Genomic DNA, 21322 nt, shown 5'->3' on the forward strand with positions numbered 1-21322 from the left:
TTGATTTCGTTTTTTGATACTTATTCCAAACAGGGTGCAAAATTACAAATATTTCGCGAATATCCAAAGTATTCGAGTAAAGAATCTATCCATTTAAGCTTTTTTATTTAATTTAGCTTTATTATCATAGTTTCCAACTCGCTCTCTGAGCAGTTTAATCTCTCGAAAACTCTTTATCAATATGTTCTTTACAGTAATCTAAGAAAAGGTGTAATGCCTTATTAGTTGCAATCGCTAAATTGATGTCTCTACCAAAATCATCTTCCAATTTGAATGTGCGTACATCATCCTTAGCACCATAACCAATCCAAATAGTACCTACAGGGATTTCCGGTGTACCACCACTAGGCCCCGCAATACCTGTTGCTGAAATTGCATAATTGCAGTCCAAGGCCTCACATGCACCTTTAACCATTTGGATGGCAACCTCTTCACAGACAGCAGTCTTTTCTTCCAACACATTAGAATCTACATGTAGAAGATTTATTTTCACCTCGTTGGTATAACTAATAATACCACCTTTAAAATAATTGCTTGCACCGGGTACGGCAATAATAGCCTCTGCAATTCGCCCTCCGGTACAACTTTCTGCCGTACAAAGGGTTTTGCCATTATCATATAAATACTGCTGTATCTCTTTACTTAAAACTTTGCTTTCTAATTCCATGGGTTAAATTCTATTTTACCTTTATTTATTTAAATGTTACTTTGGAGAAGGCAGGCTTGTCTATAGAGCAGAATTCCTTATCAAGATACTTGTAATAGCCTGTAATACCTATCATCGCAGCATTATCGGTCGTATAACTGAATTTAGGAATATAAATCGTCCAACCATATTTTTCAGCATGCTCACGGAATGCATTCCGCAATCCATTATTAGCACTTACACCACCTGCAACGGCAACATGTGTAATATGGGTTTCTTTAACTGCCATTCTCAGCTTCTTCATCAGAATATCTACAATTGTATATTCTAGACTGGCTGCAATATCTTCCTTGTGATTCTCAACGAAGTTAGGTTCTTCCTCAACCCATTTTCTCAAATTATACAAGAACGAAGTCTTTAAGCCGGAAAAGCTATAATCCATTCCCGGAATGTTAGGTTCAGCAAAACGATATGCATGAGGATTACCCTGCCTAGCCAACCTATCTATAATCGGTCCACCGGGATAACCTAATCCCATCACTTTAGAACACTTATCAATCGCCTCACCGGCAGCATCATCAATAGTCTGTCCCAATACTTCCATATCATTATAGGCATTTACTCTCACAATCTGTGAATTTCCGCCTGATACCAACAAGCACAAATATGGGTAAGGTGGCTGATTATGGTCATTCTCGTCTTCACGAATAAAATGAGCCAATACATGTCCTTGCAAGTGGTTTACATCAACCAATGGAATATTCAAGGAACGAGCGAGCCCCTTGGCGAAGCTCACTCCTACCAATAATGAGCCCATCAACCCCGGTCCTCTGGTAAACGCTATCGCATTCAACTGTTCTTTTTTGATACCAGCTCTGGCTATAGCTTGTTGAATAACAGGCACTACATTCTGCAAGTGTGCCCTAGAAGCCAGTTCCGGTACTACCCCACCGTATGCCTTATGCACCTCTTGCGATGCCGTGACATTACTAAGTAGAATATCATTTCGTAGAACAGCAGCCGACGTATCATCACAACTGCTTTCTATACCTAATATATATATATCCTTATCTGTCTCCATCTTTTTACCCTTAGTAAGTTAAGATCTCAACTCCATGCTCCGTCATTACGAAAGTATGCTCCCATTGAGCTGATGGCAACTCATCTCCTGTGATAACTTCCCAACCATATTCATCCTCAGCATCTATGAAAACTTTCCACGTTCCCATGTTAATCATTGGTTCAATCGTGAAGACCATACCGGGTACTAATAGCATTCCGGTTCCTTTATGCCCGTAATGTACCACATCAGGTTGCTCATGAAAGTCAAGTCCAACTCCATGACCGCAAAGATCTCTCACTACTCCATAATGATATTTCTCAGCATGTTTCTGGATAGCATGACCTATATCTCCGACAAAGCTATACGGTTTAGCTGCTTCAGCACCAATTTCCAAACATTCCTTGGCAACTCTTACCAATTGCTCTTTCTCCGGCGTTGTCTTACCTATGATAAACATTCGAGATGCGTCTGCATAATAGCCATCCAAGATAGTTGTCATATCCACATTGATAATATCGCCCTCTTGCAACACATCTGTCGTCTTCGGGATACCATGACAAACCACCTCATTGATACTTGTACAAACACTTTTGGGGTAGCCCTCATAATTCAGGCATGCAGGAATGGCATTGTGTTCTTTGCAATATGCCATACATATATCATCGATTTCTTGCGTATTCATTCCTGCATGAATCTGCTTTGCAACTTCATCCAGCACACCAGTATTGACAACACCGCTCTTACGAATACCTTCTATCTGTTCAGGAGTCTTTATCAACTCACGAGTTGGCACTTCCTTTCCTTTGTTTTCCCAATACATCACTTGCTTATCCAGTTCGGTAACAGGCTCACCGGGTATGCAATGCCATCGCTTTTTCCTTTTAAGCATCATCATTTCTAAATTTAAATCAGAGACAAAGGTAATAAAAAACTATCAATACCCTTTTATTAGTCCTCGTTATTTCATCCAAAATGTGATATATTTTTAATTTTGCAACGCATCGTATTTATATCCTCAGAGGCACATGCGGCACTTTACCTAACGAAGCATTGGTAAATGCAAGGATATGCTTATCACTAGTTCCACAGCATCCTCCAACGATGTTAACCAGTCTTTTGTCCATGAAATCCACTAGTTGTGAAGTTATCGTTTCTACTGCCTCTTCAAATATTCCTTGTCTATTAGGAGTTCCCGCACTAGGACACACACTGATATAGTAAGAAGTTTTTGTTGCTAATTCGTATAAAAACGGTGTCATACTTTGGGCTCGAAAACAATTCAAGCCGACAGAAAATATATTATACGAAGCCACCCCTTGCAAAAACTCTTGTAATGATTGGCCAGCCAAAATGCGCCCAGTACCCTCATCCAACGTAACACTTAACATCAATGGGATGCACTTACCAAAATTCTTCATCTCCACTTCTGCCGCCTCAATGGCTACTTTCACATTTTCTAAGTCTGTAATCGTCTCTATGAGAAGCAAGTCTACCCCGCCCTCCAATAATGCTCCTATCTGCTCTTGATAGGCATCTTGTAATTCATTAACAGAAATATGGTTGGACAAACCATAGCAAGAACTTCTTTTATTTGTAGGCCCTATACTCCCGGCAACAAACCTTGGGCTATCAGGTGCAGAAAAACGATCCGCACATTTACGTGCGATTCTAGCACCTGCTAAAGTCATATCACGACTTTTATCAGCTATCTGATAATCACTCTGTGAGATACATTGCGAATTAAATGTGTTCGTTGTTATTATATCGGTACCCACTTTCAGATATCGACAGTGAATATCTTCTATAATATCCGGACGCACTAAATTCAACACATCATAGTTACCTAACAACGAACACGACGTATCTGGCAATTCATGGTTTCTAAAATTACCCTCTTTGAGATTGTAGCTTTGAATCATGGTGCCCATAGCCCCATCCATTATTAAGACTCGTTGCTTTACAATCTCATGTATATCCATTTTAGAAACGTTTGATGGCTCTATCCATTTCTCGTCGGTCTTCCTTCTCTTTCAAAGTCTGCCGCTTGTCAAACTCCTTCTTTCCTTTAGCCAAAGCTATATTGACTTTCGCTCTGCCATGTTCATCTATGAACATCAAAGTAGGTACAATGGTATATCCCACTTGCTTTGTAGCCTCGGTCAATCTATATATTTCTCTTTTGTTGAGCAACAGCTTACGGTCGCGCTTGGCCTCATGGTTGCTATACGAGCCATAGAAATAAGTGCTTATATTCATTCCTTTGACCCACATTTCTCCATTATGAATATAGCAGAAAGCATCAACAAGCGATGCCTTGCCCAATCGTATTGACTTGATTTCTGTTCCTGTCAGTACGATTCCTGCCGTATAGGTCTCCATGAAAAAATATTCAAAGGAAGCCTTCTTATTTCGTATTTGTATGGAATTCTTTTTCTTAGAATCCTTATTATCGTTCCCCATTCTTTCGAATTATTCTTGTACTATCGTGGCAAAATTATCTATATGGTCATCTATATAAGCTGCTACCATGGCCGTAAATTGCTCTTCGTTTTCCACGAAAGCATCATCGAACTGGTCAAACTCATCAAATTGCTCAAACAAAGCCATAAATTCATCGTCTGTACAATCGGCTTCTAACTTCTCATGATACTTCTGATACAGTTTATGACTCTTATTTAAGATCCTATATAGGTCTACAATTCCCCATTCGCGAAATGCTTTAGCAGTCGGATTATGATACATGAAATTTCCATATCCATTATGAATCAATTGCACAAAACCGCCATCCATCACCTCCTCGTATAAATAATGGTAAGCAAGCAATGTGATTTGATCGCTATTCAGCTCCCCAATATTCTCTGCAGTTAACTCTCCTCCAATAACTTCACTGATCGCATTGACAAAAACAGATACAAATGTATCCATGCCGTTCTCGGCAGCTTCACGCAGCTTACTATCTTGTATTGTGACCTTTTTCATTCTTTATTATATGATTTATTTGCAAAGTTAAATAAAACTTCCGGTTTAGCATCCGCAATAACCATAGAATTTCATCACTGCTTGTTGGCAATAGTGGCTAGATTCCCATAAGCAAATGTTATTGCAAAGAATAGTGATTGACACTATAAAACATGTACGATTCTTTATTTCTATCAATATTGTTTATTTTACAAAGATACGATATATTGCAGGAAAAAGACATCTATTGCGGTCAATTTGTCATATAAGCCAATTGCTGCAGGGCCGGAACAACACTACTGAAAAGGCTTGTCAGACTTACTGAAAGGTTGTGGCAGCAATGCTGCGGAGCCTCTGCAATAAATCATTATCATCATTTTGGCATAACATTTGTAATAAAAACAAAGACAGGAAGAGTGCACTATGTACAAAAGAATCCTGTCCATAAAGATTTCACTATATAGACTTTAAGGTAAAAGGAGACAATTATATGACTAGTCAGTTTACACCAAGGGTATCAGAAATACTGGCATTCAGCCGCGAGGAAGCTTCTCGTTTGGCCAGTAGGTCAGTAGGACCTGAACACCTATTGCTAGGCATGTTGCGCGAAAAAGATAGTCCACTCATCAATATATTCCAACGCTTGCAAATCAGCATTCAGTCTATCAAGATTGAATTAGAGCAAAGGGTACGTGAAGAAGAGGTTGGAACGCCTATTATTACAAGCGAGTTGGTATTGGACGAGAAAGCCAGTAACATTCTTAAACTTGCTGTTTTAGAGGCACGTCTGCAACATACGCAAAATGTAGATGTACAGCATCTGCTGTTAGCAATTCTGCACGACCAAGTAAACAACGGTGCCAAAGAAGTATTGGAATTCTACAATATGAACTATGCCGAAACCTTGGAACTTCTTCAAACACAAAAGACTGGTACACCAAATGTAAGAAATGGAATCGGCCTTTCGGAGGATGAGGAAGAAGATGAAAGCGAGCGTACTTTATCATCTCATCATAAGCAGAATACCTCTACCATGCAGCAAAAGGCTTCGGGCGCAAAGACTCCCGTCTTGGATAATTTTTCCACCGACCTCACCCTAGCTGCAGCCGAAGGAAAGTTAGATCCGGTAGTCGGTAGAGAGACAGAAATTCAACGTGTCACAGAGATATTGTGCCGTCGTAAGAAGAACAATCCCATCCTCATCGGAGAACCCGGTGTGGGTAAGAGTGCTATCGTTGAAGGGCTAGCCCAACTCATCACGAACCGTCGCACAAGTCCGATGCTGTTTAATCGTCGTGTTGTCAGTCTTGATATGACAGCCATCGTAGCAGGCACGAAGTACAGAGGACAATTTGAAGAGCGCATACGTGCGCTGCTCAAAGAATTGGAGCAGAATCCCGACATCATCGTGTTTATTGACGAAATACACACACTCATTGGCGCAGGAAGTACTCCGGGAAGTATGGATGCCGCCAATATCATGAAACCGGCATTGGCTCGTGGTGTCATCCAATGTATCGGTGCGACTACTCTTGACGAGTATCGTAACAGCATAGAGAAGGACGGTGCGCTCGAAAGACGTTTCCAAAAAATACTTGTAGAGCCTACAAACGAAGAACAAACACTGCAGATTCTACAAAATATCAAGGATCGTTACGAACAGCATCATCAAGTAAACTATACAGAAGATGCGCTACAAGCGTGTGTCAAATTGACAGAACGATATATTACTGACAGATTTTTCCCAGACAAAGCCATTGATGCTCTCGACGAAGCAGGGGCTCGTATCCATCTGCAACATGCTGTAGTGCCACCTGAGATTACTGCCAAAGAAAAGGAAATTGCACTTATCAAGCAAAAGAAACAGAATGCAGTCAAGAATCAAAATTTCGAACTTGCTGCCAGCTATCGCGACAAACAGACCGAATTAGAGGCAGAGCTAGACAAACTAAATAACCAATGGGCTAGCGGAGAAAATGCCGATAGACAAACCGTTACGGAAACAGAGATTGCCGAAGTAGTGTCATTGATGACCGGCATCCCCGTTCAGAAGATGGCAGAAGCAGAAGGTATCAGGCTCAAGAATATGGGCGAAGAACTCAGAACAGCTGTCGTAGCTCAAGATTCTGCCATCAATAAGATGGTGAAAGCTATTCAACGAAACCGTGTGGGACTCAAAGAACCCAATCATCCGATTGGTGTTTTCATGTTCTTAGGTCCTACCGGAGTTGGCAAAACCTATCTAGCCAAGAAGTTAGCTGAATATATGTTCGGTTCTACCGATGCCCTTATCCGCATTGACATGAGCGAATACACTGAGAGTTTCAACGTTTCCAGACTCGTCGGTGCACCTCCGGGATATGTTGGCTATGAAGAAGGCGGCCAACTGACAGAGCAAGTTCGGCGTCATCCCTACTCCATCGTATTGCTTGACGAGATAGAGAAAGCACACGGCAATGTCTTCAATCTACTGCTTCAGGTACTAGACGAGGGACGATTGACCGATGGAAACGGTCGATTGGTAGATTTCCGTAATACGGTCATCATCATGACATCAAATGCCGGAACAAGGCAACTGAAAGAGTTTGGACGGGGAGTAGGTTTCAATGCCATGGGCACCAACAACCTGAGTGTTGACGAAAAGGATAAAGAGTATGCACGCTCTATCATCCAAAAGAGCTTAAGCAAGCAATTTGCCCCGGAATTCTTGAATCGTCTAGATGAGATTATCACCTTCGACCAGCTGGATCTTGATGCCATCAAAAAGATTATCAATATTGAGTTGAAAGGCTTGTATAGCAGAATAGAAGCTCTTGGCTATCACTTACAAATCACTGATAAAGCCAAAGAATTTGTTGCTACAAAAGGTTACGATGTACAGTTTGGAGCCCGCCCACTAAAAAGAGCTATACAAAACTACATTGAAGATGGTGTGTGCGAACGCATACTGAGCGGAGAACTACAACATGGTGATACGATAAGCGTAGGTAAAAATCCGAATAAAGAGGAACTTACATTTAAATAATACAAAATAAAAAACGAGGATATAGTAAACCGCTATATCCTCGTTTTTGCTTTTAGTTACACCAATAAAAAGGTAACCTGCATTACAAGACTTTATATCTGGCAAACTTCAATAGCAGTTGTTTCGTGCCAGTATTGGCAAATTCAACTGTAGCCTTGGTATTTTCACCTTCTCCTTCAATTTTTTGGACGACACCGACACCAAATCTCTGATGCTCGATTCGGCTTCCGACTTGCAAATTATGCGCCATAGGCTGAGTGTGTTCTACAGGCTGTTGCACCGTACGAACAGGACGAAACGAAGGAGTATAAGCCGAGCGTGGCTTCTCTATTGGTTCGATTTGTCTTTGAGGAACCACCCGACGAGGTGCTTCAGAAATACGTCCCATTCCCTCATCTATAACGATGAAACGGGGATCTATGTCACGCAAGAATCTGCTAGGAACATCTGTCTCCAACTTACCGTAACGCCATCGATTCTTGGCACATGTGAGAATGCAACGCTTCTCGGCACGAGTGATAGCAACATATAGTAATCGACGCTCTTCCTCCAGTTCTCTCAGACTGTTTGTAGACATCGGACTTGGAAAGATGTTTTCTTCTAATCCAACGATAAACACCGTAGGAAATTCCAATCCTTTAGCCGCATGCACCGTCATCAAGTTAACCTTACTTCCATCTTCAGTTTCTTTATCCTGATAGAGAGCCACCGTCTGTAAGAAGTCAGGCAGATATACTCGTTCCTCAAGCCCCTCTTCACGATTGCCTTCAACAAACTCCTGAAGTCCATTGAAGAATTCTGTTAGGTTCTCTTGTTTAGATAAATTTTCAGCATCTTTACTAGCATAAATATCTGCACTGATACCACTTTCCTTGACGATTTCCTCACCAAGCATCATTGCATCAACTGTATTTAATTTGGAAGTAAAACGTTCTATCATCTGTGAAAAGGCTTCCAACTTGGTAAATACAGACCGACTCAATTCCAAACCACACGCATTTGGTTGGGTAATAGCCGTCCACAAGCTCACTCCTGATTGCTGCGAAGCAGCGATAATTTTCTGTAATGTAGTGTTACCAATGCCCCTTGTTGGGTAGTTGATAATACGTTTAAAAGCCTCTTCATCATCATGATTGACTATCAACCGGAAATAAGCAATAATATCTTTAATTTCCTTCCGCTGATAGAAACTCATGCCTCCATAGATACGATAAGGTATATTGTATTTCAACAGTTCCTCTTCAAAACTTCGACTTTGTGAATTGGTACGATAAAGTATAGCAAACTCACTATACGCACATCTATCTTGCCGACGAATACGCATAATATCTTTACAGACTACAGCAGCCTCTTCCTTGTCGCTATATAGAGGTTTTAACAACAATTTCTCACCCGTATCATTTTCGCTAAATACATCTTTAGGAATTTGACGTTCATTGTGTTTAATCAAGCTATTGGCCGCTTGGACTATTCGTTGAGTAGATCTATAATTCTGTTCCAATTTGAAGAGTTTAGAATTAGGGTATATCTTATTGTATTCTAAGATGTTATCGATATTGGCTCCACGAAATCCATAAATGCTCTGCGCATCGTCTCCGACAACACAAACTCGCCTATTAGCTTGGGTCAACTGGAAGACAATACACTGTTGAACATAGTTGGTATCTTGATACTCATCGACTAAGACATACTGAAAACGGGTCGCGTATTTGGTACAGATATCGGGATGTTCAGCGAATAACCGATAGGTGATGACCAATAAATCGTCAAAATCCATGGCATTAGCCTGCAAACATCGCTGCTCGTAGATACTGAATATTCGACTAATTTCAGGCATACGTGCATCGCGGTCGCGCTCTATTAAAGTGCGATTTGCTGCATACTGTTGTGCCAATATCAGTTTATTCTTCGCCATGCTGATTCTAGCATGCACCGAACCCGGCTTATAGATTTTATCATCCAATCCTAATTCCTTGATAATCGCTTTGAATAAAGAACGCGAGTCGGTTTCATCATAGATTGTAAAATTGGAATGATAGCCTATAATATCAGATTCTATGCGCAGAATACGGGAAAATACGCTGTGAAAAGTACCCATATTGAGCCGCGAAGCCTGCTCTCTACCCACGATTTTAGCAATACGCTCCTTCATCTCATCGGCCGCCCTGTTGGTAAACGTGAGTGCCAAAATACTCCAAGGCTGGTAGCCTTGGCTAAGTAAGTATGCTATTTTATATGTCAGCACGCGTGTCTTACCGGAGCCGGCACCGGCAATGACAAGTTCTGGACCATCACAATATTCTACAGCATCACGCTGAGAAGGGTTTAATGCCGTTAAAAATTCATTTTCTATCATCATATTATCGAGAATACACACCACCGACTACAGTGCGTGGATTATAATCTTTACCCTCGGAAGGGAATGCCGGAATGAAACGCATGTTGTTCTCTATCTGTCGCTGACGCTTCCTCATATATTCACGAGGAGACTTACTGCTGAACTTACGGGGATTGGGTAATGTGGCAGCAATCAATGCACACTCGCCACGACTAAGGCCTATAGCAGTCTTTCCAAAATGATATTCCGCTACCGCATCGGCTCCATAGATACCATTGCCCATCTCTATAGAGTTCAAATAAACCTCCATAATTCTCTGTTTACTCCACATTAACTCAATGAGAGCGGTGAAATAAACTTCAAATCCTTTGCGAACCCAAGAGCGACCGGGCCATAGAAATACATTTTTAGCGGTTTGCTGACTGATTGTGCTAGCTCCCAACTTCCGCTTACCACCTTGTAGATTACGCCTTGCAGCCTTTTCTATAGCATCGTAATCAAAGCCATGGTGCAGCAAGAATCGCTGATCTTCACTAGCCATTACGGCAACAGGAAGATGCGGAGAAATCTTATCTAATGAAACCCAATGGTGGTGTAACTCTATGGAATCGCCATTCCCAACTTGTTGGAAACAGCGAATGAACATGAGAGGGGTAAAATATATTGGCAAGAAACGATAGACGACAACTGCCAATATTGTTGAAGCAAGAAAGGCTGCGATGCCCCAACGGATGACTTTCCAAATCAGACTCATTACAAATATATATTCAAAAACAAATAATCGATTGCTATTGACAATACGAAAAAGGTTACCACAAACCGAAATATGTGGCAACCTTTCCTTTTTATGTTATAGTATGTTTACTCTTATCAACTCTATATTAATGTGACAAGGTTCCGTTATTTGCAGACTGAACCATAGCTTGAGAAGCATACATATATACCTCTACACGACGATTTTGTTGACGTCCGCTTGCTGTTGAGTTATCTGCCACAGGTTCAGAACTACCCTTACCTGTTACATTCTGGAACTGATTAGCAGCTACACCACAACTCTTCAGGTAAGAGACAACACTGCTAGCACGATTATTACTCAATGGAATATTAATACCATCACTACCAGTAGAGTCGGTATGACCATAGATATCTACATAACAATCAGTATTGTTTTTCAGTACGGTAGAGAACTTTGCCAATTCATTTTTGGAAGTTTGATTCAGAGTTGCTTTGCCTGTTGCAAACAAGATACCGCTATCAAATGTAATCTTAACAGCCTTTAAGCCATTAGCATCGGTCACTTCTTCCACCTTAGCATTCTCTACTTGGGCTCTAGCTTCTTCTGCAACCTTATCCATGTGACGGCCAATGATTGCACCGGCACCTGAACCTACAGCACCGCCAATAGCTGCACCAACAGCTGTATTTCCTGCAATTTTACCAATGATAGCACCTAATACCGTACCACCACCGGCTCCAATCAGAGCTCCTGTACCTTGCTTAGTTGCACAACCAAATACTGTTAAAAGACACAAACTAAGTGTCATAACTTTCATTTTTCTCATAATCTCTTATCTTGTAAGTTATTTATATCATTATATTTCACAATGCAAAGATAGTAGTTTTTCGCTCAACCTCATGCGATAACCAACTTTTTTTCGTACTTTTGCGCTACAAATATAATTAGATATTTACATTAGAAAATAAGGGAAACACCTATTCGATAGTATAGTTTTCCCTAAAACATAATAAAACAAATAAACGATGGCGACAGAACTAAAAGATTTAACCAAACGCGCTGACAATTATAGTCAATGGTATAATGATTTGGTAATCAAGGCAGATTTGGCTGAACAAGCTCCAGTACGCGGTTGTATGATTATTAAACCATACGGATTTGCAATCTGGGAAAAAATGAAAGAGCAACTGGATAAGATGTTCAAAGAAACTGGTGCACAGAATGCTTATTTCCCACTTCTTATTCCTAAATCATTCCTATCGAAAGAAGCAGAACATGTAAAAGGTTTCGCTAAGGAGTGTGCGGTCGTCACCCATTATCGTCTAAAATCAAGCGAAGATGGTAGTAGCGTTGAAGTTGACCCTTCAGCTAGGTTGGACGAGGAGTTAATCATTCGTCCAACATCAGAGACTATCATTTGGAATACATATAGAAATTGGATTCACTCTTATCGCGATCTGCCTTTGATGTGTAATCAATGGTGCAACGTGATGCGCTGGGAAATGAGAACTCGTCCATTCCTCCGTACGAGTGAGTTCCTTTGGCAGGAAGGTCATACAGCCCACGCGACAAGAGAAGAAGCTGAAGAAGAAGCAAAGAAGATGCTCCATGTATATGCTGATTTTGCTGAGAATTGGATGGCTGTCCCTGTAATTCAGGGTGTAAAGAGCGAAACTGAAAGATTTGCGGGAGCACTAGATACCTACACTATCGAAGCAATGATGCAGGATGGTAAAGCTCTTCAAAGCGGAACAAGCCATTTCCTTGGGCAGAATTTCGCAAAAAGTTTTGATGTTACATTCTTGAATAAAGAAAACAAGCCGGAATATGTATGGGCCACTTCGTGGGGAGTTTCAACTCGTTTGATGGGTGCCCTCATCATGGTCCACTCTGATGACAATGGACTTGTGCTACCTCCAAAGCTTGCGCCGATTCAAGTTGTCATCATTCCTATTTCTAGAAATCAGGAACAATTGGCTGCCATTACAGAGAAATTAAATCCTGTTATCAGCCAACTTAAAGCATTAGGTGTTACCGTTAAGTTTGATGATGCAGACAACAAACGTCCCGGATTCAAATTTGCTGACTACGAACTAAAGGGTGTTCCGGTAAGACTTGTGATGGGTGGACGAGATCTAGAGAATAATACCATCGAAATCATGAGAAGAGATACACTTGACAAAGAGAATGTTTCTTTTGATGGTATCGTTGAACGTGTAACAAAATTGCTCGAAGATATTCAGTCAAACCTCTTGGAGAAAGCAAAGACTTATCGTGATAGTAGAATCACAGAGTGCGATGACTACGAGGTCTTCAAGGAAAAAGTTAAAGATGGTGGATTCTTCTTGTGCCACTGGGATGGAACAGAAGAGACTGAGGCTAAGATTAAAGAAGAGACACAAGCTACCATTCGATGCGTTCCATTTGCATTTGAACAAACGCCCGGAACAGACATGGTAAGTGGTAAACCGGCAAAATATCGAGTGATCATCGCAAGAAGTTACTAAATAAATAAAGGGATGTCAATTGACATCCCTTTATTTGTTTTATAAGATAATATCTTTATTTACCTTTGTAACTCTGCCATTCCAAATAGCCACCTCTTAGATTGACCACCTTAAAACCTTCTTTAGAAAGAAGATCTGCAGACATCATACTGCGCCTGCCACTTCTGCAATAAACATAACTCGTTTTACTTTTATCTAATTGTTTTTTTGCTTTTTCGATAAAATCAGACTGAGTAACATCTATATTCAGAGCTTTTTCAATATGTCCTTCGGCAAATTCTTCTGATGTTCTAACGTCTATTATTTGAGCATTCACATCTGATAGAGCCTTCTCGAAACTAACTGCATCCACCGTTACAATGGCATTTGCAGGGATATTCTTCTGTACGCAGGCGGCCCCTGTCAATCCCAAGAGAGCCGTCAACATCTTTATCAATTTACACTTCATATATTTTTCTATTTGATGATGCAAATATAAGAAATTAATATGATACTACAGCAGAAACAAGCAAAGTTACTTTCGCTCGTCATCATTCCTATAGCGATAGTGGAACTATCAATTTTATTCCAAAATTACGCCCCATATTAAATACTCCGCGTCTCCCAGTTACATTGTTGATAGCTACATATTTTAGGCGATTTAGATGATTCTGATAAGCGCGGTCAAACACATTGTTCAGTGTTAAGATTAAAGTGGCAACCTTTTTACCTTTCACTTTAAAATCTGTACCAGCCGATAAGTTCAGTAAAGTATACGAAGGTGTTGCCGTCTCTGTCTCATCTGCCGCATAAAATGATTTTGTCGGAGATTACACTCCATAGATACTGCTGCATAAGTATTATCCCAAACCTTTCCATCATTGATAAAAGTATAGTTCAATTCAGATGTCCATCGAGGTGCAGGAGTATAGGGTAAATACTTAGAATCCTTGGGTTGATGGGCTTGAACAGCATTAACATAGGAGAATGTATTCTCGAAATGCAACTTCCGAACAGGGTGGAAATCAATGCTAAACTCTCCGCCAAGAAGCCTTGCATTGCCTTGGGTGTACTGGTAAGTATCGTATCCTTCTGTCTTAACTCCATTTAATTTATGATTAAAAATAAAGTTGTCTATGAAGTTTGCAAACAAACTTAACTGGGTAGAAAGAATCTTTGAGGTATAATCAAGGCCTAAATCAATTTGCCAACTATACTCAGGATCCAATTCTTTGTTTCCAATCACGTACTGAATAGTTCCTTCATGAACACCATTAGAAGCCAGTTCACCCACTGTAGGAGTACGGAAACCACGCGCTAAATTCAATTTAATAGCAACATCACCTACCGAAGTAGCTCCTACACTTCCGGTTAAACCAGAGAAATTACGCGATATTTTCTCAAAAACATCACCAAGTTTAAAGCTATGCAGATTTCGATTATCATATCGTAGACCTGCGCTGATATTCCAATTATCTATCTTTAGTCCTACCGTAGCAAAGGCTCCAATATCAAAAAGAGTATAAGCTGGTATCAAAAAATCATCACCTTTATTCAACGAACGCTGATACATACCATTCGTACCAAAGTTCCATCGCTAGCCACCGAGTTGTGGTACCTCGTAATGTACATCATAGTTGATGGTATGAAGCATGAAATCCAATCCCGGAGTAGTTGGAGATTCCTCGAATTCCTGCCTTCTATTGTGCTGGTATCCCACAATGGATTTCAGAGAACCAGAGCCAAGATACACCGCAGGAGCATCATGAAATATTAACACTCCGGCCATCGCATCAGAACCATACATTAAGCTCGCCGGGCCCTTTCAATATCTCTACAGAAGATACGGTTTGCCCATCTATTTCGATACCATGTTCATCTCCCCATTGCTGTCCTTCCTGTCTTACTCCATCGTTAACTACAACTACACGATTGAAACCAAGTCCCCGAACCACAGGCTTAGATATTCCATTTCCAGTTGTAATCTCTGCAATACCGGACTGATGTGCCAAGGCATTGATGATATTACTAGACTGAGTCATCTGCAATTCACGCTGACTAACAAGCGTTACAGGAGTCGGCATCTCCTTCAATAATGTCTTACCAGTAATACCTGTCACAACAACTTCGTTGATCATAGCATTCGTTTCTTCCATCAAGAAATTTCTAACGTGGATAGTTGTAAGGTCTATATTTTCCACTATAACTCGATGTCCAATGTAAGTAACTTGTACTGTTAACTTACGTTGTGGCAGATTGTCAAATAAATAATATCCTTTTTCATTTGTGGTTGCTCCTATATTTAATTCCGGAAAGGTAACAACAACACCTGTCAACGGACTACCATCAATGGCATCCGACACTTGTCCTGAGAGGGTGGCTTTCCCTACTACAGGGGCAGCTACTGTCATCATGCAGATATAGGATAACAATAACACTAATAAATTCTTCTTCATAATGCATGTATACTTTTGTTTATAAAAACTATCATTTCAATAGATTACAAACCTAGGAGGAGCACACCTTGAAAAGAAAATTGTATAACCGGCAACTCTATTACTACATCTATCAATGCATTTTCCCAAATACTTATTGGTGGAAAATGCACTAAATAGGATAATCACTGCTGGTATAAATAAGAAACTATGAAATTGACAAAGTGCGCAAAAATCTAGATTTCTTGATTTCTTGCTTGAGAATCTAAATGACTTGCATGCTTGATATGATATAAACAAGCTGCACACTCCTTTTCTGTTGCAGGTAGAGAAGAATGCACATGAACAGAAGACATGACTAATATCGGTGCAAAAGCCACCAATAATAGCCACGCCTCTAGTATTCTTCTTCGTGCCCTAATCCTGATAGTGCACAAAGGTAGAGAATTATTGCTATCTTACAAAGTAATTCTATACAAAACCATTTCTCTATCCTCTAATCATGGTCAATAACATCTTAAATGGCTTAGCGGCATGAACAGCGTGTCGCGCCCCACAAGGAATAATAAAAGAGTCACCTTCTTTTATAATATGTAAACTATCTTCGACAGTCAATTCCATTTCCCCTTCAATTACTTGAATAAACGCATCATAGGGTGCAATATGTTCAGAAAGTCCTTGTCCTTCATCAAATGAGAACAATGTAATACTCCCCATATCATTATGAATCAGCTCTTTCGACACCACACCACCTTCCGTATATGCTATAAGGTCACCTACAATGAAAACTTTTCCTTTTTCTACCTTTGCCATAACTCTATCATTTATTGGTTTCTATACATCTAATCCAACAAATTAAATGCCATGAAGTAAAAAAGGAGAATGTAGTAACAAATGTTACCAACCTACACAAATAGGCATAAAAAAAGCTGCTTATAAAGCAGCTTTCGTAGTCGGTACGAGAATCGAACTCGTATGCCAAGATTGAGAATCTTGTATCCTAACCGTTAGATGAACCGACCGGTTTGCATTAAGAACGGCACTTGCGGAAGGAGGGGGATTCGAACCCCCGGTACGGAACCCGTACGTCAGTTTAGCAAACTGGTGGTTTCAGCCACTCACCCATCCTTCCAAAGATTGGTTTTAAACCGAACTTACCAAGCATTGTTCTTAAATGCGGTGCAAAGGTAATGCAAATATTCAATATCACCAAAATTATTCTATAGTTTTTTATTGACTATTTCATTCTTTCCACTTTCTTACCATATAAGTATATAGAGGCATCAATAAAATGAGCCCGGTAATCACCGAGCTCATTATTATATATGTATTTGCCTACGACAATATTAGTCAAGCCACTTCACATAGCAGAAGTCTTGACGATGTGGCAGCTTCTCATTTTTAGGATACATACGAACACAAGTACGGAATGCACCAGCGTCGCTAGGTTCAATAGTAGCTTCGAAAGTATAAAGATTACCTTCATGCCCTACCATCTTAAATTCGCGAACACTATAAATCTCATGTTCATCGTCACTTTGGCTATTCTTTAGAATAACGAGTTCCAATCCTACAGCATCATTTAGACCTTGTTCATCGATAACATATTTAATAGTCGTCTCAACGCCAGTCTCTCCTCCATTCTCTATAAACTGTGTGTCTTTAGATACAACATGAATTGAATCCCAGCGTTCTGCCACAGTTTCCTTCCATGCTGCGATTTCCTTAGCTAGTTGATATCCATTTGCCAGCAATTTCTTAGAGCGTTCTGCTTCCTTCTGATAGAACTTCTCATAGTAATCATCTAGCTGTCGCTTCATAGTATAATGAGGTGCAATGGTCGCAATGGAGTTCTTCACCACCTTCAACCAAGCTTCGCTATACCCCTTCTTATTCTTATTATAATAAAGAGGTATAATCTCATTCTCCAACAAGCTATAGATAGTTGCTGCATCCAACTGGTCCTGATAGCCTTGATTATCATAGGTACGTTTCTGTGGCAGAGCCCAACCAGCACCCTCACGATAACCTTCTACCCACCAGCCATCAAGCACAGAGAGGTTTACAACACCGTTCATCTCTGCCTTTTCACCAGATGTACCAGAAGCTTCAAGAGGGCGTGTCGGCGTATTCATCCAAATATCAACACCCGAAACAAGTCGACGAGCCAACTGCATATCATAATCTTCTAGGAAGATAATCTTACCGAGGAATTCCGGACGTTGGCTAATTTCAAAGATTTTCTTTATCAATCCTTGTCCAGCACCGTCTGCAGGGTGAGCCTTACCAGAGAAGAAGAATAGTACAGGATGCTCTGGATCATTTACAATTTTAGCCAATCTATCAAGGTCGGTGAACAACAAGTGAGCACGTTTATAAGTTGCGAAGCGACGACAGAAACCTATCATCAACGCATTAGGGTTAATGCGCTCCAATAATGACACCACTCTTGAAGGATCGCCTTGGTTCTTCAGCCAAGACTCTGTGAACTTTTCACGTATATAATCTACCAACTTTTTCTTCAAAGTCATACGTGTGTTCCATATCTCATCATTAGGAACATCGTTGATAGCATGCCAAATATTCTCATTACCCTGGTCGCTCATAAATGAGGCATCAAAGTATTTGTCGTATACCTTACGCCATTCTGTCGCTGTCCAAGTTGGAAGATGGACACCATTGGTTACATATCCGACATGATTCTCTTCTGGGAAATAACCATTCCAGATAGGAGCAAACATCTTTTGACTTACCCATCCATGCAACTTACTTACGCCATTAACCTCTTGGCAAGTGTTACATGCAAAGATAGACATGCAGAAACGCTCTTCATGGTTATCCGGATTCTCACGTCCCATACCAATAAACTCATCCCATGAAATACCTAGACGAGATGGATATCCGCCCATATATTTTCCAAATAAAGCCTCGTCAAAATAGTCATGCCCTGCAGGTACCGGTGTATGAACGGTATAAAGTGAAGAAGCACGAACCAACTCCATTGCTTGATTGAAGCTAAGTCCCTTGTCTACATAATCACACAAGCGCTGCAAATTACACAAAGCAGCATGACCTTCATTGCAATGATATACATCTTTCTTGATGCCAAGCTTCTTCAAAGCCAGCATACCACCAATACCCAAGAGAATTTCTTGCTTCAAACGGTTTTCCCAGTCACCACCATAGAGAGCATGTGTAATAGGCTTATCAAATTCAGAGTTCATCTCATTATCTGTATCCAAGAGATACAATTTGATACGTCCCACATTCATGCACCAAAGACTTGCATGGACTTGATAGTTCAAATAAGGTACATCAACAACCATCGGATTACCATCCTCATTATAGACACGCTCGATTGGAAGCGAATTAAAGTTCTGCGCTTCATACTTGGCAATCTGCTGACCGTCCATACTTAACGACTGAGTGAAGTAGCCATAACGATACAAGAAGCCCACGGCACACATATCGACATTACTATCCGAAGCTTCCTTCAGATAGTCACCAGCCAACATACCAAGACCGCCTGAATAAATTTTAACCACCTGATTGATGCCATACTCCATACTGAAGTACGCTACCGATGGGCGCTCTGCATTAGGTTTCACATCCATGTAAGCACGGAACTTTGCATAAATGTCTTTCACCTTCTTCATCGTAGCCTTGTCTTTCACAATCTGTTCCTTACGGTCGTAACTCAAACGTTCCAACAATAACACTGGATTATGACCCACTTCTTCATAAAGTTTTGCATCAAGACTCTTAAAGAGATCGCGTGCCTCATAATTCCAAGCCCACCACATATTCTGAGCAAGCTCATTTAGACACTGTAGCTGTTCTGGAAGCCTTGATTTAATAGTCAGCTCTTTCCACTGCGGAGCATTCGTATAATCAGCTTTAATTTTCATAAAATATTTTATTATAATAATTTTATACTATCTTTTATCTATTCTTTCGAGATGCCGCTTTTGACAAAGCTATATCATAAGCTACCTTATAATAAGCAATAAACTTATCCCAAAGCGCTCTCTTCGACAGGTTACTTGCATGCATACGAGCCTTTCTCACGGTCGCATCATCAAAAGAGGCATAAGTAACTATCGCATTCTTAATATCATCAGCCACCTCCGAATAATTATAATCGGTTCGGTGAATCACCTCTACTCCATCAATTAACTTACATGGTTTACCTTTTTCTGCATTTGCCCACAGGCCAAACCCAGCTAAATCTGTCGTGATACAAGGCACCTTAAAGGCTATCGACTCTAATGGCGTATATCCCCAAGGTTCATAATATGATGGGAATACCGAAAGATCATTACCAGACACTACATCATAATAAGGCATATTGACAATACCATCATCGCCATTCAGATAACAAGGTATAAAAATCAACTTCACCTTATCTTCTACCCTATTTTGTATATCAAGATATCTAGCCATTCCCAAGACACGATCTTCTTGAGAATTATGTAACCAGTGAGTCAGCATCGGTTCCGGTAACGGAGTATCGTATTTCTTGCCAGAGTCCAATCGTTCTTTCAGATCTTGACGTACATCTCCTACCCAGCCGGGCACCTCTATAAACGCTATGACATTCTTCTGAAGATTCGTATCAAATCGCAACCTATTCATAGCTTCGATGAAAACATCTATGCCTTTGTTTCTAAATTCATAGCGTCCACTCGTAGCTACAAGTAAAGTATCATCTCCCAAATCTGTTCCCAACAAAGCATTGGCAATTCTCAACATTTTGGTTCGAACCTCTTTACGCTTCTTCGTAAAGGCAGCACCCTTAGGAACAAAATTGTCTTCAAATCCATTAGGCAACACACAATCTACTGGTCTGTCCAGCAGTTCTCGACATTCGGCAGCAGTAATGTCACTCACAGTCGTAAAACAGTCTACATTCATGGCTGCTTGTTTCTCTACCGAATGTTTACTTTGCATATTCAATTCCGCAGCCATCTGATCACCCTGATATGCTGATAGATATTCATATAGAGGTTTGTTATTACCGGCTATACTGCGACCGATACTTGTTGCGTGGGTCGTGAAAATGGTACCAACCTGTGGCAGATGCTTCTGAACATATAAAAGGCCTAAACAAGTCATCCACTCGTTACCGTGATAAATCACTTGTGACTGTTCATTTAAATAGAAATGGTAGAAACTTTCCACTACTTTAGCAGCAGCATACGAGAACATTGATGCCTCATCGTAATCGCCATAAGCATGGAGACTATCCACTTGGAAGTCTTCCCACATTTGACTATATATATAATCCTTCTGCTGATAATATGGGGTAAAATCCACCAAGACGGCAACCGGACGACCGGGAATCATCCAGCGTCCAATACGAACGTGAAGCCCTTCTTGCCTAGCCTGTACAAGCCAATCGGCATAAATGGCATCATCTTCTTCAAAAAAAGGACTTTCTGTATCCTTCCAACAATCCGGGCCGATAAATATGAGTTGATCACCTAGCAGCGCTTGCAATGTTTTGGCACGCGTAGAAAGTACTGCGTATATACCACCAATTTTGTTACATACTTCCCAACTCGATTCAAATATATAATCGGGAAATCTTTTTTCTTTACTCATGATAAGTCTAATATCGCTTCAAATTTAATAT

Annotated in this window: 18 protein-coding genes and 2 tRNA genes; 2 read left to right on the forward strand and 18 right to left on the reverse strand. The window is 40.5% G+C overall.

Features of this window, described 5'->3' with window-relative positions:
* Nucleotides 1–154 precede the first annotated feature (154 nt).
* The 6 genes from AC1EK4_RS01515 to AC1EK4_RS01540 form a co-directional block, all read right to left on the reverse strand.
* Complete coding sequence (locus AC1EK4_RS01515; RefSeq protein WP_036897554.1) at nucleotides 155–667, reverse strand: CinA family protein; 513 nt, start codon at nucleotides 665–667, stop codon at nucleotides 155–157.
* A gap of 25 nt (nucleotides 668–692) precedes the next feature.
* A complete protein-coding gene (gene tsaD, locus AC1EK4_RS01520) occupies nucleotides 693–1727 on the reverse strand; it encodes a tRNA (adenosine(37)-N6)-threonylcarbamoyltransferase complex transferase subunit TsaD (RefSeq protein ID WP_036897557.1) in 1035 nt (344 codons plus the stop codon).
* 10 nt (nucleotides 1728–1737) lie between these two features.
* Entirely contained in the window at nucleotides 1738–2601 is an 864-nt protein-coding gene (map, locus tag AC1EK4_RS01525) for a type I methionyl aminopeptidase (protein ID WP_036897653.1), read from the reverse strand.
* Nucleotides 2602–2716: 115 nt separating this feature from the next.
* Nucleotides 2717–3688, reverse strand: coding sequence for a homocysteine S-methyltransferase family protein (locus AC1EK4_RS01530; protein WP_052052857.1), 972 nt, complete (start codon nucleotides 3686–3688; stop codon nucleotides 2717–2719).
* A gap of 1 nt (nucleotide 3689) precedes the next feature.
* On the reverse strand, nucleotides 3690–4169 hold the full coding sequence (gene smpB / locus AC1EK4_RS01535) for an SsrA-binding protein SmpB (RefSeq protein ID WP_036897560.1): 480 nt from the start codon (nucleotides 4167–4169) through the stop codon (nucleotides 3690–3692).
* Between the two features lie 9 nt (nucleotides 4170–4178).
* Nucleotides 4179–4688 (reverse strand): DMP19 family protein, encoded by a 510-nt coding sequence (locus tag AC1EK4_RS01540; protein WP_480356763.1) that lies wholly within the window; start codon nucleotides 4686–4688, stop codon nucleotides 4179–4181.
* Between the two features lie 469 nt (nucleotides 4689–5157).
* Here AC1EK4_RS01540 and AC1EK4_RS01545 point away from each other — a divergent pair, with 469 nt between their 5' ends.
* Nucleotides 5158–7692: an ATP-dependent Clp protease ATP-binding subunit gene (locus AC1EK4_RS01545; RefSeq protein ID WP_480356765.1), complete on the forward strand. Its 2535-nt coding sequence runs from the start codon at nucleotides 5158–5160 to the stop codon at nucleotides 7690–7692.
* An 82-nt stretch (nucleotides 7693–7774) separates the two neighbouring features.
* Here the strand turns inward: AC1EK4_RS01545 and AC1EK4_RS01550 are convergent, their stop codons facing one another.
* The 3 genes from AC1EK4_RS01550 to AC1EK4_RS01560 all read right to left on the reverse strand — a co-directional run bounded on the left by AC1EK4_RS01550 (nucleotide 7775) and on the right by AC1EK4_RS01560 (nucleotide 11592).
* Nucleotides 7775–10048: an ATP-dependent helicase gene (locus AC1EK4_RS01550; protein ID WP_480356873.1), complete on the reverse strand. Its 2274-nt coding sequence runs from the start codon at nucleotides 10046–10048 to the stop codon at nucleotides 7775–7777.
* A 4-nt stretch (nucleotides 10049–10052) separates the two neighbouring features.
* The gene (mtgA, locus tag AC1EK4_RS01555) at nucleotides 10053–10784 is read right to left on the reverse strand and encodes a monofunctional biosynthetic peptidoglycan transglycosylase (RefSeq protein ID WP_480356767.1); all 732 of its coding nucleotides are present in this window, start codon (nucleotides 10782–10784) and stop codon (nucleotides 10053–10055) included.
* Nucleotides 10785–10911: 127 nt separating this feature from the next.
* Complete coding sequence (locus AC1EK4_RS01560) at nucleotides 10912–11592, reverse strand: YiaD family glycine zipper/OmpA-like lipoprotein (protein ID WP_036897572.1); 681 nt, start codon at nucleotides 11590–11592, stop codon at nucleotides 10912–10914.
* A gap of 199 nt (nucleotides 11593–11791) precedes the next feature.
* On the opposite strand from AC1EK4_RS01560, the gene proS reads away from it, so the two are divergent.
* Nucleotides 11792–13273, forward strand: a complete 1482-nt coding sequence (gene proS / locus AC1EK4_RS01565) for a proline--tRNA ligase (RefSeq protein WP_036897574.1) — start codon at nucleotides 11792–11794, stop codon at nucleotides 13271–13273.
* A 55-nt stretch (nucleotides 13274–13328) separates the two neighbouring features.
* On the opposite strand, the gene AC1EK4_RS01570 is transcribed toward proS, so the two are convergent.
* The 9 genes from AC1EK4_RS01570 to AC1EK4_RS01610 form a co-directional block, all read right to left on the reverse strand.
* Nucleotides 13329–13721, reverse strand: a complete 393-nt coding sequence (locus AC1EK4_RS01570) for a rhodanese-like domain-containing protein (RefSeq protein WP_480356769.1) — start codon at nucleotides 13719–13721, stop codon at nucleotides 13329–13331.
* Nucleotides 13722–14015: 294 nt separating this feature from the next.
* Complete coding sequence (locus AC1EK4_RS01575) at nucleotides 14016–14825, reverse strand: TonB-dependent receptor domain-containing protein (protein WP_480356770.1); 810 nt, start codon at nucleotides 14823–14825, stop codon at nucleotides 14016–14018.
* A gap of 24 nt (nucleotides 14826–14849) precedes the next feature.
* On the reverse strand, nucleotides 14850–15041 hold the full coding sequence (locus AC1EK4_RS01580; RefSeq protein WP_480356771.1) for a hypothetical protein: 192 nt from the start codon (nucleotides 15039–15041) through the stop codon (nucleotides 14850–14852).
* Nucleotides 15042–15045: 4 nt separating this feature from the next.
* Nucleotides 15046–15708: a carboxypeptidase-like regulatory domain-containing protein gene (locus AC1EK4_RS01585; protein ID WP_480356772.1), complete on the reverse strand. Its 663-nt coding sequence runs from the start codon at nucleotides 15706–15708 to the stop codon at nucleotides 15046–15048.
* Nucleotides 15709–16176: 468 nt separating this feature from the next.
* On the reverse strand, nucleotides 16177–16500 hold the full coding sequence (locus tag AC1EK4_RS01590; protein WP_480356773.1) for a cupin domain-containing protein: 324 nt from the start codon (nucleotides 16498–16500) through the stop codon (nucleotides 16177–16179).
* Between the two features lie 137 nt (nucleotides 16501–16637).
* Nucleotides 16638–16709: transfer RNA gene (locus AC1EK4_RS01595), tRNA-Glu, on the reverse strand.
* Nucleotides 16710–16733: 24 nt separating this feature from the next.
* Nucleotides 16734–16819, reverse strand: a tRNA-Ser gene (locus tag AC1EK4_RS01600).
* Nucleotides 16820–17033: 214 nt separating this feature from the next.
* Nucleotides 17034–19595 (reverse strand): alpha-glucan family phosphorylase, encoded by a 2562-nt coding sequence (gene glgP / locus AC1EK4_RS01605; protein WP_480356775.1) that lies wholly within the window; start codon nucleotides 19593–19595, stop codon nucleotides 17034–17036.
* A gap of 34 nt (nucleotides 19596–19629) precedes the next feature.
* Nucleotides 19630–21291, reverse strand: coding sequence for a glycosyltransferase (locus AC1EK4_RS01610; protein WP_480356777.1), 1662 nt, complete (start codon nucleotides 21289–21291; stop codon nucleotides 19630–19632).
* Nucleotides 21292–21322 lie beyond the last annotated feature (31 nt).

The sequence above is a fragment of the Prevotella sp. C0026C3 genome, from assembly GCF_056590795.1.

What these genes read in the sequence shown, in the direction of transcription:
- AC1EK4_RS01610 (WP_480356777.1), bottom strand. Translation starts at nt 21,291, where the DNA reads ATGAGTAAAGAAAAAAGATTTCCCGATTATATATTTGAATCGAGTTGG.
- AC1EK4_RS01580 (WP_480356771.1), bottom strand. Translation starts at nt 15,041, where the DNA reads ATGGCCGGAGTGTTAATATTTCATGATGCTCCTGCGGTGTATCTTGGC.
- AC1EK4_RS01575 (WP_480356770.1), bottom strand. Translation starts at nt 14,825, where the DNA reads ATGTATCAGCGTTCGTTGAATAAAGGTGATGATTTTTTGATACCAGCT.
- AC1EK4_RS01590 (WP_480356773.1), bottom strand. Translation starts at nt 16,500, where the DNA reads ATGGCAAAGGTAGAAAAAGGAAAAGTTTTCATTGTAGGTGACCTTATA.
- proS (WP_036897574.1), top strand. Translation starts at nt 11,792, where the DNA reads ATGGCGACAGAACTAAAAGATTTAACCAAACGCGCTGACAATTATAGT.
- tsaD (WP_036897557.1), bottom strand. Translation starts at nt 1,727, where the DNA reads ATGGAGACAGATAAGGATATATATATATTAGGTATAGAAAGCAGTTGT.
- glgP (WP_480356775.1), bottom strand. Translation starts at nt 19,595, where the DNA reads ATGAAAATTAAAGCTGATTATACGAATGCTCCGCAGTGGAAAGAGCTG.
- AC1EK4_RS01585 (WP_480356772.1), bottom strand. Translation starts at nt 15,708, where the DNA reads ATGAAGAAGAATTTATTAGTGTTATTGTTATCCTATATCTGCATGATG.
- AC1EK4_RS01570 (WP_480356769.1), bottom strand. Translation starts at nt 13,721, where the DNA reads ATGAAGTGTAAATTGATAAAGATGTTGACGGCTCTCTTGGGATTGACA.
- AC1EK4_RS01545 (WP_480356765.1), top strand. Translation starts at nt 5,158, where the DNA reads ATGACTAGTCAGTTTACACCAAGGGTATCAGAAATACTGGCATTCAGC.
- mtgA (WP_480356767.1), bottom strand. Translation starts at nt 10,784, where the DNA reads ATGAGTCTGATTTGGAAAGTCATCCGTTGGGGCATCGCAGCCTTTCTT.
- AC1EK4_RS01560 (WP_036897572.1), bottom strand. Translation starts at nt 11,592, where the DNA reads ATGAGAAAAATGAAAGTTATGACACTTAGTTTGTGTCTTTTAACAGTA.
- AC1EK4_RS01550 (WP_480356873.1), bottom strand. Translation starts at nt 10,048, where the DNA reads ATGATAGAAAATGAATTTTTAACGGCATTAAACCCTTCTCAGCGTGAT.
- map (WP_036897653.1), bottom strand. Translation starts at nt 2,601, where the DNA reads ATGATGCTTAAAAGGAAAAAGCGATGGCATTGCATACCCGGTGAGCCT.
- AC1EK4_RS01515 (WP_036897554.1), bottom strand. Translation starts at nt 667, where the DNA reads ATGGAATTAGAAAGCAAAGTTTTAAGTAAAGAGATACAGCAGTATTTA.
- smpB (WP_036897560.1), bottom strand. Translation starts at nt 4,169, where the DNA reads ATGGGGAACGATAATAAGGATTCTAAGAAAAAGAATTCCATACAAATA.
- AC1EK4_RS01530 (WP_052052857.1), bottom strand. Translation starts at nt 3,688, where the DNA reads ATGGATATACATGAGATTGTAAAGCAACGAGTCTTAATAATGGATGGG.
- AC1EK4_RS01540 (WP_480356763.1), bottom strand. Translation starts at nt 4,688, where the DNA reads ATGAAAAAGGTCACAATACAAGATAGTAAGCTGCGTGAAGCTGCCGAG.